This window comes from Streptosporangium becharense (assembly GCF_014204985.1).
Taxonomy (GTDB): domain Bacteria; phylum Actinomycetota; class Actinomycetes; order Streptosporangiales; family Streptosporangiaceae; genus Streptosporangium; species Streptosporangium becharense.
Window position 1 is genome coordinate 6,523,149 of the sequence record NZ_JACHMP010000001.1, and the last position, 15,996, is coordinate 6,539,144.

16 protein-coding genes are annotated in these 15,996 nt (G+C 71.3%); 12 read left to right on the forward strand and 4 right to left on the reverse strand.

Annotated features, from left to right (window positions below; all coding sequences use genetic code 11):
- The first annotated feature begins 55 nt into the window (after window positions 1–55).
- Window positions 56–994 (forward strand): diacylglycerol/lipid kinase family protein, encoded by a 939-nt coding sequence (locus F4562_RS28430; RefSeq protein ID WP_184541387.1) that lies wholly within the window; start codon window positions 56–58, stop codon window positions 992–994.
- 57 nt (window positions 995–1,051) lie between these two features.
- Window positions 1,052–1,204: a hypothetical protein gene (locus F4562_RS28435; RefSeq protein WP_184541386.1), complete on the forward strand. Its 153-nt coding sequence runs from the start codon at window positions 1,052–1,054 to the stop codon at window positions 1,202–1,204.
- A gap of 162 nt (window positions 1,205–1,366) precedes the next feature.
- On the opposite strand, the gene mads6 is transcribed toward F4562_RS28435, so the two are convergent.
- Window positions 1,367–2,911, reverse strand: coding sequence for a methylation-associated defense system protein kinase MAD6 (gene mads6, locus F4562_RS28440; protein WP_246473589.1), 1,545 nt, complete (start codon window positions 2,909–2,911; stop codon window positions 1,367–1,369).
- A gap of 372 nt (window positions 2,912–3,283) precedes the next feature.
- On the opposite strand from mads6, the gene F4562_RS28445 reads away from it, so the two are divergent.
- Window positions 3,284–5,023, forward strand: coding sequence for a cholesterol oxidase substrate-binding domain-containing protein (locus F4562_RS28445; protein ID WP_184541385.1), 1,740 nt, complete (start codon window positions 3,284–3,286; stop codon window positions 5,021–5,023).
- A 125-nt stretch (window positions 5,024–5,148) separates the two neighbouring features.
- Here F4562_RS28445 and F4562_RS28450 read toward each other — a convergent pair whose 3' ends face one another.
- Both F4562_RS28450 and F4562_RS28455 read right to left on the reverse strand, forming a co-directional pair.
- The gene (locus F4562_RS28450) at window positions 5,149–5,820 is read right to left on the reverse strand and encodes a response regulator (RefSeq protein WP_184541384.1); all 672 of its coding nucleotides are present in this window, start codon (window positions 5,818–5,820) and stop codon (window positions 5,149–5,151) included.
- An 8-nt stretch (window positions 5,821–5,828) separates the two neighbouring features.
- Complete coding sequence (locus F4562_RS28455) at window positions 5,829–7,025, reverse strand: sensor histidine kinase (RefSeq protein WP_221206913.1); 1,197 nt, start codon at window positions 7,023–7,025, stop codon at window positions 5,829–5,831.
- 173 nt (window positions 7,026–7,198) lie between these two features.
- On the opposite strand from F4562_RS28455, the gene F4562_RS28460 reads away from it, so the two are divergent.
- The 6 genes from F4562_RS28460 to F4562_RS28485 all read left to right on the forward strand — a co-directional run bounded on the left by F4562_RS28460 (window position 7,199) and on the right by F4562_RS28485 (window position 12,188).
- Complete coding sequence (locus F4562_RS28460; RefSeq protein ID WP_184541383.1) at window positions 7,199–7,597, forward strand: phage holin family protein; 399 nt, start codon at window positions 7,199–7,201, stop codon at window positions 7,595–7,597.
- Window positions 7,594–8,430: a DUF3618 domain-containing protein gene (locus F4562_RS34340; RefSeq protein ID WP_221206911.1), complete on the forward strand. Its 837-nt coding sequence runs from the start codon at window positions 7,594–7,596 to the stop codon at window positions 8,428–8,430. The genes F4562_RS28460 and F4562_RS34340 overlap by 4 nt, the downstream gene beginning before the upstream one ends.
- A 159-nt stretch (window positions 8,431–8,589) precedes the next feature.
- Window positions 8,590–9,492 (forward strand): YihY/virulence factor BrkB family protein, encoded by a 903-nt coding sequence (locus F4562_RS28470; protein ID WP_311733981.1) that lies wholly within the window; start codon window positions 8,590–8,592, stop codon window positions 9,490–9,492.
- A 506-nt stretch (window positions 9,493–9,998) separates the two neighbouring features.
- Window positions 9,999–10,571, forward strand: a complete 573-nt coding sequence (locus F4562_RS28475) for a hypothetical protein (RefSeq protein ID WP_184541381.1) — start codon at window positions 9,999–10,001, stop codon at window positions 10,569–10,571.
- Window positions 10,572–10,580: 9 nt separating this feature from the next.
- Window positions 10,581–11,048: a VOC family protein gene (locus F4562_RS28480; protein WP_184541380.1), complete on the forward strand. Its 468-nt coding sequence runs from the start codon at window positions 10,581–10,583 to the stop codon at window positions 11,046–11,048.
- Between the two features lie 111 nt (window positions 11,049–11,159).
- Window positions 11,160–12,188, forward strand: a complete 1,029-nt coding sequence (locus F4562_RS28485) for an ABC transporter substrate-binding protein (protein WP_184541379.1) — start codon at window positions 11,160–11,162, stop codon at window positions 12,186–12,188.
- A 172-nt stretch (window positions 12,189–12,360) separates the two neighbouring features.
- Here F4562_RS28485 and F4562_RS28490 read toward each other — a convergent pair whose 3' ends face one another.
- Window positions 12,361–13,071, reverse strand: coding sequence for a TenA family protein (locus F4562_RS28490; protein WP_184541378.1), 711 nt, complete (start codon window positions 13,069–13,071; stop codon window positions 12,361–12,363).
- Between the two features lie 143 nt (window positions 13,072–13,214).
- Between F4562_RS28490 and F4562_RS28495 the strand changes: the two genes are divergently transcribed.
- The 3 genes from F4562_RS28495 (at window position 13,215) to F4562_RS28505 (ending at window position 15,986) form a co-directional block, all read left to right on the forward strand.
- Window positions 13,215–13,997, forward strand: coding sequence for a FadR/GntR family transcriptional regulator (locus F4562_RS28495; protein ID WP_221206910.1), 783 nt, complete (start codon window positions 13,215–13,217; stop codon window positions 13,995–13,997).
- A 53-nt stretch (window positions 13,998–14,050) separates the two neighbouring features.
- Window positions 14,051–14,569 carry a MaoC family dehydratase gene (locus tag F4562_RS28500; protein ID WP_184541377.1) on the forward strand — a complete coding sequence of 173 codons (519 nt, stop codon included), beginning with the start codon at window positions 14,051–14,053 and terminating at the stop codon, window positions 14,567–14,569.
- A gap of 256 nt (window positions 14,570–14,825) precedes the next feature.
- The gene (locus F4562_RS28505) at window positions 14,826–15,986 is read left to right on the forward strand and encodes an acyl-CoA dehydrogenase family protein (RefSeq protein WP_184541376.1); all 1,161 of its coding nucleotides are present in this window, start codon (window positions 14,826–14,828) and stop codon (window positions 15,984–15,986) included.
- Window positions 15,987–15,996: the final 10 nt, after the last annotated feature.

Consider the following 15,996-nt stretch of genomic DNA (forward strand, 5'->3'; position numbering starts at 1 on the left):
TGAGCGGGCAGATGTCCGGACGAACACGGGCAGGCACCCGACCGATAGGGGCAGCGTGGGAGAGCTTCGAAGCAAGGCCGAGCACACCGGGGTCATCCAGGCCGGAGGCAAGGTCTGCGTGGTGGTCAACACACGCTCGCGCCGTGGCCGGCGCCGCTACCCGGAGGTCGCCCGGCTGCTCAGGCAGGAGGGTTTCGAGCCGATCCGGATCTTCCCCGTGGTCGACCCCAGACGGCTGCGCGCCACCCTGGAGGAGGCGCTGGAGGCCGGTCCGGACCTGCTCGTGGTCGGCGGCGGCGACGGCACGCTCAGCGCCGCCGTCAAGCACGTCGCCCACCGCGACGTCGCCCTCGGTGTGCTGCCGCTGGGCACCACCAACAACTTCGTCCGCAGCCTCGGCATCCCGCTCGACCTCGCGGGTGCGATCCGGGTCTTCCGCACCGGGAAGGTCGCCGACATCGACCTGGGCGTCGCGGGTGACCGCGAGTTCGCCAACCTGGCCAGCTTCGGGGTCTCCGTGGAGGTGGCGGGCACGGTCAGGCACTGGCTGAAGCGCCTCCTGGGCCGGGCGGCCTACCCGCTCACCGCCCTGACGGTGCTGCCGGGCCACCGGCCGTTCCGTGCCTTCCTCACCGTGGACGGCCGCCGCCACGAACTGCTCACCCACCAGCTCAACATCGCCAACGGCCGCTTCCACGGCGGCTGGCAGGTGGCCAAGGACATCAGCATCGACAACGGCCGCCTGGTCGCCTACCAGCTCGGTTCGGGCAAGCGCCTGCGCCTGCTGGTGGAGACGCTGGTGCGGGCCACCACCGGCCGCTGGCGCAGCCTCGCGGGCGGTCCGTTCGTCATGGGACGGGAGATGCACCTGGAGACCGACCCTCCGCTGGCCGCCGACATCGACGGCGAGGTCCGCCTGATGACCCCCATCACCCTCCGCACCGTGCCCAACGGCCTGCGGGTGATGGTCCCCGCCGACTTCGTCGATTCCTGAGCTGATTGATGTGGTGATTCGTGGGTAGTCGTCCTTTTCCAAGAGAGGGAGGACACGATGACTCTGATCGACCGCATCAAGAGCTACCTCAGAACCCCCAGCGGCCGCAGGAACATGGAGAAGGCCAAGGCGATGGCCCGTGACCCGCGCCACCAGCAGAAGGCCCGTCAGCTCCTGAGCCGCTTCCGCACCGGCCACACCCACCGGTAGCCCGTCTCCGGCGGGTACGGTCCTCCTGGGCCCGCCCGCACCCGCCTCCCCGGCGGGTGCGGCTCCCCTTTGTGCGCGTCGTCTTGCCTCCGCACGCCGGCCCACCTCTGTGCGCCGTCTCGCCTTTGTGCGTCGGCCCACCTTTGTGCGCCGCCATCGCGGTCACCGCCCGGACAGCCGGCGGAACCGCATCCTTATCTTGTCGAACAGCGGTTCCCGCCCCGGCGCGTCGCCGTCCGCGCGGGGCGTCCCCTCCCACGCGGGCTCCGGCGGAACGCCGGTCGCCGGGTGGGGCACGGGTGGGTGAGACTCCACCGGGGTGAGTCCCACCGGGTGAGGCGCCGGGGGGCGGGGGGACGGCGGCTGCGGCCTGCGGGCCCCGCGCAGGTCGGTGAGGGCCTGGGCGGCCGTGGGCCGCCTGTGCGGGGCGGGGTCGCGCATGCGGCGCAGCACGTCCATGACCTCCGCCGGGGCCCCGCCGGCCGTGGGATCGGCGTCCGCCCCCGCCGACGGCAGCCGGCCGGTCAGCAGCTGGAAGGCGATCACCCCCGCCGCGTACACGTCGGACGCCTCCGTCATCACCGCGGACATCGTCAGGAACTCCGGGGCCGCGTAGTGGGTGTCGAGGACGTTGGGCAGCTCACCGGCCACGGTGTGCGTGCGGGTGCCCGGCTTGGCGTAGTCGAACCCGGTGAGCATCGCCCGGCCGTTCTCCGTGACGAGCACGCACGCGGGGTTCAGCGCCCGGTGGATCACGTTGTTGGCGTGGACGTGGGCCAGGCCCAGCAGCATGTCCTCCACGACGTCCAGCCTGGCTTCGGTGGAGAGGGTCTGCCGGGGGGCGGTCAGGTGCAGGTGCAGGGCCTGGCCGTGGACGTCGTCGAGCACCAGCACGAACCGGCTCTCGTCGTCGATGGCGAAGAAGTCGCGCGCGCGCACCACGCACGGGTGCGGCGGGATCCTGGTCAGGGCCTGATAGGCGTTGGTGATCAGCCGCCGCTCGGCCGCCCTCGGCCCCTCCTGTGCCAGCGGGTCCGCCCGGTAGACGCGCAGCAGGACCGTCTCGCTGTCCGGCACCGTCGCGTTGATCGCCCGGTACTCGGTGACCCGGGTGTCGCCACCGAGTTGCTCCTCGACCTGCCAGTTGCCGAACCTCGGCGGCGCCGTGGAACGCCGCACGCTGCCGTTCAGCGCCTCGATGATCGCGGTGCCGTACGGCGTGGTGTCGGTGGTGTAGCCGCGCCTGACGCGCGAGACGTCGCTCAGCGCGCCGATCAGCCCGGCCAGGTCGGTGACGTGCCGTGAGTCTCGCCCGGCCGGGTCCACCAGCTCGGCGTCCTGGCCGGTCAGCACGACGAGGCTGTCGACGTAGACACGCTCCAGCTCGCGGCGCCGCTGCATGAGCAGGCCCTTCAGCGCGCGTCCGTTGCCGCGCAGCTTGGTCACCGGGGAGCCGAACGTCTCCCGCCGCTCGGGAAACCAGCGGGTCCCCGCGACCTCGATCCGGCCGCGCGTGCCCTTGACGTCGATGATGCAGAGTGAGTGACCGGTCAGCACGAGCACGTCCACCTCGAAGCCGTCGTCGCCGCGAGGGACCTCGATGTTGTGCAGCAGTAGCCAGTCGGCCGGGGCATTGTCCCGCAGATGGGCGATGACCCGTCGCTCGGCGTCGTTGACCGGGCTTCCGCCGCCGACGATCTGTGCCATCTCCCGTGCGCCGCCTTCCTGATCGTGCCTATTGTGCCGTGAAGTATCGCGAGACGCTTATCTTCCCGCGTATCCCTACTTTTCCATCCCTCGGCCGTGGGCCGTTCCTTGAGATCATGACGTAGTCCCGGCGATACCGGGTGATCGGGACGTCCGGTGCCCCGGGATGTCCGTCCCCGTCCCCGCTAACCAAGCAAATGCTTGACCGGCATGGTGTGGCGACGTATAAGAAGTCATCGGAAACCGGGCGTCCGTCCGCCGGACACCGGTATGCGTCCGGTGCGCCGTCCGAGTCCTCCCGCGCGCTCACGATCCCCGGGGTCCCCGCCACCCTTGTCACCCCCTCCCGTCCGAAACAAGTGGAGGCCAGCAATGGCACACGGCGAGAGCAGAGGCATGTCCCGGCGAGCGCTCCTCGGCGGCGCGGTCGGAGCCGCGGCGCTCAGCGCGGTGCAGTGGACGCCCGCCGCCCGGCTCACCCCGGCCGGCGGGGCGACGATGGCCGCGCCGCCGAACTTCCCGGCCGGTGTCACCCTGTACCAGCAGGTGTTCGAGAACTGGTCGGGGGAGATCGAGGTCGACGGCGTCTGGACCGCCGCGCCGACCGGTGCCGACCAGATCGTCGTGCTGGCCGACTGGGCCCACGCGAACGGCTGGAGGATCCGCCCCCGCGGCATGTCGCACAACTGGTCGCCGCTGGTGGTCCCCGCGGGAGCCCCGGGGAACGTGCTGCTCGTCGACACCACGCGGCACCTCACGGCCGTGACGGTCAACCCCGGCTCGCCCGCCTCCGTCACCGCGCAGGCGGGCGTCACGATGGAGTCGCTGCTGACCGTCCTGGAGGCGGCCGGGTACGGGCTGACCGCCACCCCGGCCCCGGGCGACCTCACGATCGGCGGGGTGCTGGCCATCGACGGGCACGGCACGGCGGTGCCGAAGACCGGGGAGACGACGACCCCCGGGCACACCTTCGGCTCGGTGAGCAACCTGGTCGTCCAGCTCAAGGCGGTGGTGTGGGACGCCGCCGCAGGCCGGTACGCCGTCAAGGTCTTCCGGCGCTCCGACCCGGCCGCCGCCGCGCTGCTGGTCGGGCTCGGCCGGACCTTCGTCACCGAGGTGACGCTGCGGGTGGGGGCCGACAAGCGGCTGCGCTGCCAGAGCTTCTACCACATCGGTGTCGAGACGATGTTCGCCCCGCCCGCCTCGGCCGGGCCGGACTCCTTCGCCGCCCACGTCAACCGGACGGGCCGGGTGGAGGTGATCTGGTTCCCCTTCACCACGGTGCCCTGGCTGAAGGTCTGGAGCGTCTCGCCGTCCAAGCCGCTGCTGTCCAAACAGGTCAACGCCCCCTACAACTACCCCTTTTCCGACTTCCTCTCCGAGGAGGCGTCCGACCAGCTCTCCCGCATCGTCGCCGGAGAGGCGAGCCTCACCCCCGCGTTCGAGAACACCCAGATGGCCATCGTCGGCTCGGGGCTCATCGTCACCGGCAGCTGGGACATCTGGGGCTGGTCGAAGAACACCCTGCTCTACGTCCGGCCGACCACGCTGCGGGTCACGGCCAACGGCTACGCGATCCTCACCGCCCGCAACAACGTGCAGCGGGTGGTCAGCGAGTTCTACACGTACTACCGGAACGCCCTGAACGCCTACGCCGCCCAGGGCCGGTACCCGATGAACGGCCCGCTGGAGATCCGGGTGACCGGCCTGGACCGGCCCGCGGACGTCCAGGTGGCGGGGGCGGTCTCCCCGCAGCTGTCGGCGCTGCGTCCGCGTCCCGACCACCCGGAGTGGGACGTCGCCGTCTGGCTGGACATCCTCACGGTGCCGGGCACCCCGTACTCCCAGCGGTTCTACCGCGAGACCGAACAGTGGATCCTGGGCAACTACACCGGCTCCTACGCCGCGGTCCGGCCGGAGTGGTCCAAGGGCTGGGCGTACTCCGGCAGCGCCGCCTGGGCCGACGCCCACATCCGCGACACCGTCGTCCCCGGTGCCTATCGGGCGGGCCGGCCCGCGGGGGACGACTGGGACGCCGCGGTGGCGACTCTCGACGCCCTCGACCCGCACCGGGTCTTCAGCAACGCCTTCCTCGACGGCCTTCTCGGCTGACCGTCCCGGCGGCGGGTGTACGGCGGGGGACGGCATCACGGGCCAGCCCACCGGGTCCGGGATGCCGCCCCCGCCGCGGGTCGTCCATCTGCCCGGCGGGTCCGGGATGCCGCCCCTGCCGCGGGTCATCCGCCCACCCGGCGGGGGCGGACCAGGCCGGTCTCGTAGGCCAGGGCGACGGCCTGGGCACGACTGGACAGGCTCAGCTTGGTCATGGCCCGGTTGAGGTGGGTCTTCACCGTCGCCTCGCTCACGCACAGCTCCTCGGCGACCTCCCGGTTGGACAACGCCCGGCCGACCAGGCGCAGCACCTCCAGTTCGCGGGCGGTGAGCGTGTCCAGCCCGGTGTCCGCGGCCAGTGCGGTGTCCCGGCCGCTGGTATAGGACTCGACCAGGCGCCGGGTCACGGTCGGCGCGAACAGCATGTCGCCCGCCGCGATCGTCCGGATCGCCGCGATCAGTCGCTCCGGCGACGTGTCCTTGAGCAGGAAACCCGAGGCGCCGCTCCGCAGTGCGTCGTAGACGTACTCGTCCAGGTCGAACGTGGTCAGCACCAGCACCTTCGGCGGGGTGCGTCCGGCCGTGGCGAGGATGCGCCTGGTCGCGGCGACGCCGTTGAGCCTGGGCATCCGCACGTCCATCAGGATCACGTCGGGGCGGGCCGACGCCGCCAGCGTGACCGCCTCCTCCCCGTCGGAGGCCTCGCCCGCCACCTCCAGGTCGGGCGTCGCTCTGATCAACGCGGCGAATCCGGCCCGGACCAGCGCCTGGTCGTCCACCACGAGCACTCTGATCATCCGTCTCCTCACTCACCGCCCGGCGACGACAGCGGAAGCCTGGCCACGACCTCGAAGCCGCCCTGGGGCAGCGGGCCGGCGGACACCGCACCTCCGTAGAGCCTGACCCGCTCGCGCATTCCGAGCAAGCCGTGACCGCCGCCCTCCGCGGCGGGAGACGGGGAACCGTCGTCGGTGACCACCACGACCAGCTCGTCGGCGCCGTAGTGCAGCCGTACCCGCGCTCCGGCCGCGACCGTGTGCTTGATCACGTTGGTCAGGCTCTCCTGGACCACCCGGTACGCGCACAGCTCGATCCCCGCGTTGAGTCCTCTGACGTCGCCGGTCACGTCCACCTCCACCGGCACCCCGGCGAGGCGCACCCGCTCGACGAGCCGTCCGAGCTGCGCCAGGCCGGGGGTCGGGTCGTAGACGTCGTTCCCCCCGGTGTCCGCGCCGTCGTGGTCCACGCGGAGCAGCACCAGCAGCCGCCGCATGTCCTCCAGCACCTCGTGGCTGGTGTCGGCGACCGTGGCCAGCGCCGCCCTCGCGGTACCGGGGTCGCTGCCGAACACGTATCGGGCCAGGCCCGCGTGCACCGAGATCACCGACATGTGGTGGGCGACGATGTCGTGCAGCTCCCTGGCTATGCGCACCCGCTCGGCGGAGACGGCCTGCCGGGCCCGCTCCTCCTGCTCCAGCCGGAGCCGCTCGCTCAGCTCGGCCAGCTGCTCGTTGCGTTCGGCCAGCCTGCGGGTGCCGGTGCCGAACGCCCAGGCCGCCGCGACGAACACCGCGCTCTGCAGGCCGTTCAGCAACTCCAGGCCGCTCGCCGCCAGGAACGAGGCCCACCACCATGTCAGCACCGTGATTACCGCCCCGGCCAGCGAGACCCGGGTCGTGCACCGGGCGGCGACGGTGTAGAGGGCGAGCAGCGTGACCGCGTTGTTCAGGTCGGCCTGGTAGCCCAGGGCGTGGTGGCAGGCCGACGCGGCGCAGCACACGGCGAGCACCGTGAACGGCGCCCGGGTGCGCAGGGCGATCGGCAGGTTGGCCAGGCAGGTCAGGGCGACCGCCGCCGCGTCCGGACGTCGCCACGGCCCGCTGTGGTCGGCGGCCGCCCAGGTCAGCATCAGCCCGGTGGTCACGAGGGCGAACACGATGTCGACGATCCGGGGGTCGATCCCGCCGGCCCACCGGGTCGCCGCCGCCACTCGTACTCGCATGCGCGGCATGCTAGCCAGCGGTGCCGCTCCGATCGTCAAGCGATCGGATGACCGCGTATACCGCGGAAGTCGTACACCGCCCGGCCGCGGGTCGCGGCGGTCGCCGTCGCCGGGCGGATGTTTGCCACGGCCAGAGGGGGTAGACGCCTTCCCCAGTAGGGAGGAGGCACGCCATGACCACCACCAAGGAGTCACTGTCGACGTCGGAGCTGATCCGGCAGTTGTCGGAGCAGGTCTCGCGCCTCGTCAGGGACGAGCTCCAGCTGGCCAGGCTGGAACTCACGGAGAAGGGCAAGCACGCGGGACGCGGCGCCGGCCTGTTCGGCGGGGCGGGTGTCGTCGCCCTGCTCGGCGCGGCCTCGCTGGTCGCCGCGGTGATCCTGCTGCTCGCCCGGGTCATGCCCGCGTGGGCGGCCGCGGCGGTCGTGGGCGCGGCGTTGCTGATCGTCGCCGCCGGCCTCGGACTCATGGGCAGGCGACAGGTCGCCGAGGCCGTGCCGCCGACGCCCGAGCGGACCATCGAGAGCGTCAAGCACGACATCGACGCCGTGAGAGAGGGGGTGCACCGATGACGGAGACCGACCCGGGCGGGCCCGACCCGACGCCCACCGCCGGGACCACCGGGGCACATCGCAAGAAGGTCGGCGAGCCCATAACGCCGGACGAGAGGGAGTCGTTGAACATCCCGCCCAAGCAGCCGATCGGCACGCCGACGGCCGAGGCCGACGACCTCGGCGTACCGCCGTCCGAGCGTGACGGCACGCCCCGGCTCGCGCCTGGTTCGGCCGCCGGGTCCGCTTCGACCACTGGGGCCGGTGCGGCCGGTTCTGCCACCGCGACCGGCTCTGCCGCCGGGTCTGGTCCTGCCACCGCGACCACCGCGACCGGTGCGGCCGGCTCGACCGGCGGCTCGGTCACGGCCTCCGGTGCCCCGCCCGCGGGCGCCGAGGGCGGCACACCCGGCACGACCGTCACCGGTGCGAGCGCCGGTGACCTGGACGAGAAGGAATCCGTGCGACGGGACATCGAGGAGGCCCGTCGCGAACTGGGCGACACCGTGGAGGCATTGGTGCACAAGACCGACGTGAAGGGCCGCGTCCAGGAGACCGCCACCCAGGTGGGTGACGACCTGCGCAGAATGGGGACGGCCACCGCCGCGACCGCCACCGACCTGGTGGAGCGGGTCAGGGGCGCCGCACCCGAGATGGTGGGCCGGATGCGGGAGGCGGCGCCCGAGATGGTGGGCCGGGTCAAGGAGAAGACCCCCGTCGAGCTCAGAAGCGCCGCGGAGAAGGTCGGCACCGAGGCCGGCAAGCGTCCCGTCGCGACCGCCGCGACGGTCGTCGCGCTGCTCCTGGTCCTGCTGCGCATCCTGCGGCGGGGCAAGAGGAAGCAGGGAAGGTAAGGAAGCGGGCAGGTGCCGCCCACCACCGGCGGAACCGCCTCCGGGAGGAGGCCGCGGTCCGCTTCATCCGAGACGTCACGGCGAACCGCCTCCGGGGAACGGGGGCGGTTCGCCGTCCCCGACACCCCCTCGCAACTGTCCCGGCAGGCGTGGTGGGGGGTGCTGAGACGGACGGTCAGCGAGTTCCAGCAGGACGGCCTGCCCGACTGGGCCGCCGCCCTGACCTACTACGCCGTCTTGTCGATCTTTCCCGGCCTGATCGTGCTGGTGTCCGTGCTCGGCCTGGTCGGGCAGGACGTGATCTCCACGATCCTGTCGCAGGTGGCGACGCTGGCCCCGGGCGACGTGACCGAGTTGGTACGGGAGCAGCTCGGTCGGCTGCGCGGCAGCGGGAGCGCCAGGGGCGTCCTGGCGATCGCCGGCCTGCTGGTGGCGCTCTGGTCGGCCTCGGGGTACATCGCGGCCTTCGTCCGCGCGGGCAACGCCATCTACGACATCCGAGAGGGACGCCCGCTGTGGAAGCTGACCCCGCTGCGGGTCGGGCTGACGCTGGTGTTCGTCGTGTTGATGGCCGCCGGGGCGGTGGCCGTCACCTTCACCGGGAGGCTCGCCGAGGCCGCGGGCGAGGTCCTGGGGTTCGGGGAGAGCGCGGTCACGGTCTGGAACTACGCCAAGTGGCCGGTCCTGGTGCTGGTCGCCGCAGGGCTGGTGATGCTGCTGTACTGGGCGGCGCCCAACGTCCGCCAGCCCGGGTTCCGCTGGATCAGCCCCGGTGGCCTGCTCGCCGTGCTGCTCTGGGTGCTCGTCTCCGCGGGTTTCGCGGTCTACGTGGCCAACTTCGGCTCCTACGACAAGACCTACGGAACCCTCGGCGCCGTGGTGGTCTTCCTCGTCTGGCTCTGGCTGTCGAACATGGCCATCCTCCTGGGGGCCGAGTTCGACGCCGAGCTCATCCGCGCGCGCCAGATCGCCGCGGGTCACCCGCCCCAGGCCGAGCCGTACGCCGAACCCCGGGACGAACCCGAGGACGACGGTCACCCTCCCGGCCCCGGTGAGCGCTGACCCCCGGGTGGACACGGGCTCACGGATGGTTCCAGGCCGGTCCAGGGCCGGCTCGCCGGGTGGTTCCAGGCCGGGTGGTTCCAGGCCGGCTGGATGCCGGGTGGGCTGCCCTGATCGGGTGCCACGCCGGGTGGGGCCGTGCCGATCGGGTGCCACGCCGGGTGGGGCTGCCCTGATCGGGTGCCGATCGGGTGCCGGGCGGATGTCGCCTCCGAGGAGGTGCCGGTCCGATGGTGGTTGAGCAGGGATATAGGCGGAATTCTCCGTAATTTAATGTGATTCCCGGAGTATCCGCCGGCATAGGCGAGCCAAACTCAGGTCTGGCGGGGTAATCTGACCGTTTCCGGGTGGACGGCGGACCCCCTCCTCTCCGTCCGCCCGGGCCTCTTCTCGACACTGTTACGCCGATCTGACCGGTTACGTGACATTGTGCGCACTATCCTGATCCCGAACGTCGGGGTGCCGGAACGGACGGTGTTCTGCAGGCAGGTCAAACAGGAGGTCTCATGCACCGCGCACTGGGGTTCGTCGCGAGTCTCGTCCTGATCGCCGCGGCTCTGGTCCCGCCCTCGACCGCCCAGGCCGCCTGCCTCGTCGCCTCCGTCAAGAAGTGCGACGGCAAGCCGATGATCGACATCGATGTCACCGCCAAGAGCGTGCTGCGCTCCGGTGGACGGATCGCCTACACCCTCGACTACACCATGACGTCGACCCCCTCCTTCGCCCCCTACTGGGGCACCTTCTGGGTGGGCGGCCGGTTCCCCGCGGGGACCCGCGGCCTGTCGCGGGCGACGCTGTTCGACGCCACCGGCGCGCGGGTGGCGGTGCTCACCTGCCGTAAGCACTCCGACGGTGTGTGGTGTGCCGCCGGCAGCACGATGCCGAACCGCGGCAAGGTGGTCTTCGACGCGAAGTCGCCCTCCGGGGGTAGCGGGACCAGCACCGCCAGGCTCGGCTTCGACAGCTTCGAGAGTCTCACCCGCGAGCAGTCGACGCGCCGCTACAGCCGGCAGGCCGCGCGGGAGAAGTTCTGCAACCACCGTTTCAACACGTCCGTCACCACCGCGGCGAACTCCTGAGGAGGCGCGTTGAAGGCCGCACTGACCGGTGTCCACCATGTGAAGATCTGGGTGAGCGACCTGGCGCGGAGCCGCTCCTGGTATGAGCGCGTACTCGGCCTGGAGCACCGGATCAGCTTCGAGGACGACGACGGTGTGATCAGAGGGATGAGCTTCGGCGTGCCGGGTGCGGGCTTCCAGATCGCGCTGAGGGAGAACCCCGGTCTCGCCCGTGCTCTCTCCGACGCCGACCCCTTCGGGCTCGAGGCGACCCGTGAGGGTCTCGATGCCTGGGCCGCCCGTCTCGACGAGCTCGGCGTCCCGCACAGCCCCATCGTCAGGGCCTCCTCCGGGTACGCGATGGGCTTCCGCGATCCCGACGGCGTGCAGATCCGCCTGTACGCCGCCGACGAGCGGGTGCACGCCGCCCTCGACGGCGAGGCGGAGACCGAGCGCGTCTACCGACCCGGCCCCCTCCCGACCGTCGAGAGCGACTGACACGCTGCGAGAGCACCGGAGCACCCTCCGGTACCCCCTCCCGAACCCTTCTTCTTAGGTAAGGCTAATCTAAAGCTTGTCATTTAGGTCAGCCTTACCTAAGGAGTGAACGTGTCCGTATCGAGGAGGGGTTTCCTCGCCGTGGCGGGCGGCGCCGGTGCCCTGCTGGCCCTGGCGGCCTGCGGGCAGGCCGCCCCCGCACCCGCCGCCCCCGGCGCGGGGTCGAGCGCGGGCTCGTCGAGCGCGGCCCCCGCGGGGCCCTGGACGTTCACCGACGACCGGGGCAAGAAGATCGACCTGCCGCGGCGGCCCGCCCGGGTCGTGGCCCAGGTCGGCTCGGCCGCGGCGCTGTGGGACTTCGGGGTCCGGCCCATCGCGATCTTCGGCCCGCACAGGCTGAAGAGCGGTGAGAGGGACCCCCAGGTGGGCAACGTCGACATCACCAAGGTCACGGGGCTCGGCAACGTCTGGGACGAGTTCAACGTGGAGCAGTACATCTCCCTCCAGCCCGAGCTCCTGGTCAGCAGCATGTACGTCAAGGGCACGCTCTGGTACGTCCCGGAGAAGTCCAAGGACACCATCGAGCAGGTGGCGCCCACCGCGGGGATCATGCTGACCGGTCAGAGCGCGACCCAGGTGATCGAGAAGTACGCCGAGCTCGCCCGGTCCCTGGGGGCCGACCTCGACGCCCCCGAGGTCAGCTCCGCCAGAACCCGTTTCGAAGCGGCGAACGGGGAGCTGAAGAAGATCTCCGAGACCGGCCTGAAGGTCCTCATGATGTCCGGTGGTCCCGACACCATGTGGGTGGTCAACCCTCCGGAGTACCCCGACATCAAGCACCTGACCGAGACCGGTCTCGACGTCGTCACGCCCGACAAGGTGGACGACGGAGGCTTCTTCCAGAGCCTGAGCTGGGAGAACGCCGACAAGTACGACGCCGACGTGATCCTGTACGACTCCAGGACCCAGGCGCTGAAGCTGGAGGAGATGATGAAGAAACCGACCTTCGCCAAGCTCCCCGCGGTCAGGGCCGGGCACGTCTACCCGTGGCGGGCCGAGGCTCCCTTCAGCTACCAGGGCTACGCCGACTACCTGGAGGAACTGGTGGCCAACCTCAAGAAGGCCGGCGAGGCGTCCTGAACCCCGGCGCCCGCCCGGTGGCGACGGGCGGGCGGGGGAGCCACCCGCGACCGGCGGTCATGGCCGGGCGCCGCCCGCGGGCGTGCGGTCACGGGTGCGCGGTCGGGGAGGTGACGTCACGGGTGCGCGGTCCGGGACATGTGGTCACGACTGCGCGGTCCGGGACGTGTGGTCACGGGTGTGCGGGGGAGCCACCCGCGGCCATGTCGAAGAAGCGCAGCTCCAACCGCACGGCGCGGCGGAAGAAGTCGAGCACCCGCAGCCGCCGCTCCTCCTCCAGCGCGGGCCCCAGCCGGTCGAGCTCACCGCGCAGGAAGCCCACCCAGGCACGGAAGGCCGGACCCTCGTGCAGGTCGATCCACTCGCGGTGGACGAAGTTCTCCGGCGGCGAACCCTCGGCGCGGCTCGCCCAGCCCAGGTAGCTCCACTCCGCCACACACAGCACCGCCAGGATCAACGGGTAGTCCAGGCTGGTCCTGGCCTCGTCCATCAGTGCCCGGAAGTCGGCCGTCACCGGCTCCGACTCGGGCGAGGTCATCTCGGCGGGGGTGGCGCCGAGGGCGGCGAGCGCCCGGTGGAAGTAGGTCTTCTCCTCCGTCGTGGCGGTCTCACCCAGGAACCGGCCGAACGGAACCCGTGCCTCGAAGCTGTCCGCGCTGGCCACGGCGGCTCCCAGCAGTGCGGTGAAGGCGTCGACGAACTGGAAGTCCTGCACCAGGTAGCGGCGCATGTCGGCATCGGGGACGTCGCCACGGGTGATCGAGGCGGCGAACGGGTGGCTCACCACCGCGGTCCACTCCGGCTCACTCTGCGTCCGCAGCCACTCGCTGAAGGCGGGGTCGGCGGCGTCCGCGCGCCACTCGTCGTAGGGGACCGGCGTCAACGGTGTTCTCCTCGCGGTCTCGGCGTGTCGGCCATCGTGATGCTAACCCGCGACCGGGACCGGCGGCCGGTCCGGTCCACTTCCGGGTGCGGGTCGGCGGGACAGGGTGGAAAACCGGATGTTCTGCCCTAGCATCGCTGGATGTGACCGCCTACCAGGCACTCGCCGAGGACCTGCGCCGTCGCATCGTCTCAGGAGAGTTCCAGCCCGGTGACCGGCTGCCCGTGGAACCCGACCTGTGCGCCAGGTACGGGGTCAGCCGCAGCACGGTCCGTGAGGCGCTGCGCCTGCTGGCCAGCCAGAACCTGATCAGGACCGTCCGGGGCGTGACCGGCGGCAGCTTCGTCGTCCGTCCCGATCCCGACCACATCAGCGCCTACCTGCGGACCAGCTTCGACCTGATGCGGGTGGGCATCGACCAGCTCACCGAGATCCGCGAACTGCTGGAAGTGCCCGCGGCGGGACTCGCCGCCCTGCGCCGCACCGACGAGGACCTGCGCCTGTTGCGTGACTGCATCGCCGACGCCGGAGGCCGGGCGCCCGGGGAGGTCTTCGAACCCAACCGCGACTTCCACGTGGTGCTGCTCCGCGCGGCGGGCAACCCGCTGCTGGAGGTGGTCGCCCGGCCGCTCTTCGAAGTGCTGGAGGGCCGTTTCGTCCGTGACCGGGCACCCCGCGCCGCCCTCGGCCGCATCGACCGCGAGCACCGCGCGATCCTGGACCGGGTCGAGGCGGGGGACGCCGAAGGCGCGCGATCCGCGGCCCTCGGCCATCTGGAGAACCTCCGGACCGTCTACTACCCCAGCGTGGAGCAGCCGGAACAGCAGGGCCGGGGCCCGGCGAGCCGGGCGTGCCCCACGCGGCCGGACACCGGTCCCGCGGACGACACCGAACCCCGGCCGAGAAATGACCAAGCAAGCCATTGACCGCAAAAACATCAGACTATTAGCGTCGAGGTCTCACCGCTGAGGGAGAGACCGTGACCGTTCACGCAGCCGGCCTCGGCCGCCACTACGAGGACTTCGTCGTCGGTGACGTCTACCAGCACCCGCTCGGCCGTACGATCAGCGAGGCCGACAACACCTGGTTCACGTTGCTGACGATGAACACCAACCAGAACCACTTCAACGCCCACTTCGCCGAGCGTGCGCCGGTCGGGAAGATCATCGTCAACTCGGGGCTGACCGTGGCGATCGTGCTGGGCCTCTCGGTGATCGACGTCAGCCAGAATGCCCTGATGAACCTCGGCTGGGACGAGATCAGGCTCACTCACCCGGTCTTCGTGGGCGACACTGTCTACGCCGAGTCGGTCGTGCTGGAGAAACGGGAGTCGAAGTCGCGGCCCTACGCCGGGATCGTCACCTGCCGGACCCGCGGTCTCAACCAGGACGGTGACGAGATCATGTCCTGGCGCCGCACGGTCATGGTCTACCGGCGCGACGCCCCGCACGACAAGGGCTACTTCCCCCGGGCCAAGGACGGCCCGCTCACCCCCTGAGGGCCGCCCGGGCCGGGCAGATCTCCCCCGGCCCGGCGGGCCTCCCGGGCCCGGCGGACCAGCCCCGTCTGTGCCCTCCCCGCCCGGTGAACTTCCCCGGCCCCACCCCGCCGGGGTCACCGCACCCGGTGAAGGGCCCCGCCCGGGTGGGGAAGGCTCCGAAGGGGAGGCAGGGCGGCCCCGGCCCGGCCGGACCGGACGGTTCCCGTGACCCGATGGCACCGCTCGCCGGCTTCCCGTCTTCGAAAGGACCTCCATGGACTTCGAGCTGAACGACGAGCAGAGACTGTTCCGCCAGACCCTGCGGGAATTCGTCGACAAGGAGATCATGCCGGTCGCCTCCGAGTGGGAGCGGACCGGCCGCTACCCCACGGAGATCGTCGAACGGTTCAAGCACCTGGGACTGTTCGGGATCACGATCCCCGAGGAGTACGGCGGGCTGGCGCTGGACCGGGTGTCGTTCGCCCTGGTCTTCGAGGAGATCGCACGCGGGTGGATGGGCGTGGCCGGAGTGCTCGGCTCACACTCCCTGGCCTCGTGGATGATCGCCCGGTACGGTACCCGGGAGCAGCGCGACGCCTACCTGCCGGACCTCGCCACCGGTGCCCGCCGCACCGGCATCGCGTTGACCGAACCCGGCGCGGGCACCGACCTGCAGGGCATCCAGACCCGGGCGGTCCGCGACGGCGACCACTACGTGCTCAACGGGACCAAGACGTGGATCACCAACGCCCGCCACGCCGACCCGATGCCCGTCCTGGTCAAGACCGCCGTGACCGAACCCGCGCACCGCGGCATGTCCCTGATCCTCATCGAGGCCGACACCCCGGGCTACACCGTCGGCCGCGACCTGCCCAAGCTCGGCTACAAGGGCACCGAGACCTGCGAGATCGTCCTCCAGGACGTCCGGGTGCCGGTCTCACAGCTGCTCGGCGGGGTCGAGGGGCGGGGCATGCAACAGGCGCTGTCGGCCCTGGAACTCGGCCGGATCAACATCGCCGCCCGCGCGGTCGGCATCTCCCAGTGCGCCTACGACGCCGCGCTGAGCTACTCCCGGGAACGCCACGCGTTCGGCAGGCCCATCGCCGACTTCCAGGCCGTCCAGCTCAAGATCGCCGACATGGCCACCGACATCCAGGCCGCCCGGCTGCTGACCTATTGGGCGGCCGTCCGCTCCGAAAGCGGCGCGGTGAACGCCGAGGCGGCGATGGCCAAGTACTTCGCCTCGGAGGTCGCCCTGCGCACCACCATGGAGGCCATGCGGATCCACGGCGGCTACGGCTACTCCCAGGAGTTCGTCCTGGAACGTCTCTACCGCGACGCGCCTCTGATGGCCATCGGCGAGGGCACCAACGACGTCCAGCGGCTGGTCATCGCGCGATCCCTCATATCGGGTGACTCCCAGGTCGGCTGGTAACCGGTTCGGC